This is a genomic window from Alcanivorax sp. HI0083 (assembly GCF_001635175.1).
Genome location: NZ_LWFX01000858.1, coordinates 1 through 836, shown reverse-complemented (window position 1 = coordinate 836; position 836 = coordinate 1). Strand labels below are relative to the sequence as shown.

The following is an 836-nucleotide window of genomic DNA, read 5'->3' as shown; positions in this document are numbered from 1 at the left end:
AACCCCGTACCCGATGATGCGGCTGGTGGCGCTGATGAACGCGCCCACGCACGCGTTGCTGGATGCTCAGCTTAGCCCGTACCGGCGCTGCGAGATGCGGCCGTCCGGCGACTTCCTGGACCGTATCCCGGCACACTCGATCACCCTGTTCGACAAAGGCTTCTGGAGCGCCGCCGCTAGCCAGCCGCAACAACCGGGCGGCGCTCCAGAAGCCTTTGTCGAACAGGGTGATCGAGTGATCCGGGATACGGTCCAGGAAGTCGTCGGCCAGCCGCATCTCGCTGCGCCGGTAGGGGCTAAGCTGGGCATCCAGCAACACGTGCGAGCGCACGTTCATCAACGCCACCAGCCGCATCATCGGGTACGGGGTTTGGCGGTGCGTGCCGGTATTGCCGGAACCGAAGTGCTCACGCAACGCCGGGGTGTCCTGGGTGCGCAGCTGCGCCCCGTCCACCGCCAGGACCTGCAGCCCGTTCCAGTCATCGCCGGGGTAACGTTCCCGGCCCCATTGTTCGCCGGTGCGGCGGAACAGCCATTCCACCGGGTCGGCCCCCAGGCGTCGGCGTGCCTGGGATACACCGCTGCGGGCCAGCAGACTGTCGGTGGCCAGTCCCTGGGCGCAGATATTGAGCCGGCGCGCTACTTCGCAGACCGGTTCGTTGCGGAACAAGGCCATGCCCAGCACCAGCCACAGCACCTGATCGCTGGGGAGGCGCCGCCGACGAATCGTTGCTTTGGAGGACAATTGGAGCGCCGACTCAACCCATTCAACGGGGATGTTCTGGGTGAAGGTGCTCAGGTCAGAGAAGGACTGAAGGGCATCAATATCGAAAAGA

The 836-nt window shown here is 65.2% G+C and carries 1 pseudogene; it reads right to left on the bottom strand.

Going from position 1 to position 836, the window contains the following annotated elements:
- Positions 1–166 precede the first annotated feature (166 nt).
- Positions 167–826: pseudogene (locus tag A3754_RS08315) on the bottom strand (IS4 family transposase); the annotation flags it as partial.
- Between the last annotated feature and the right edge of the window lie 10 nt (positions 827–836).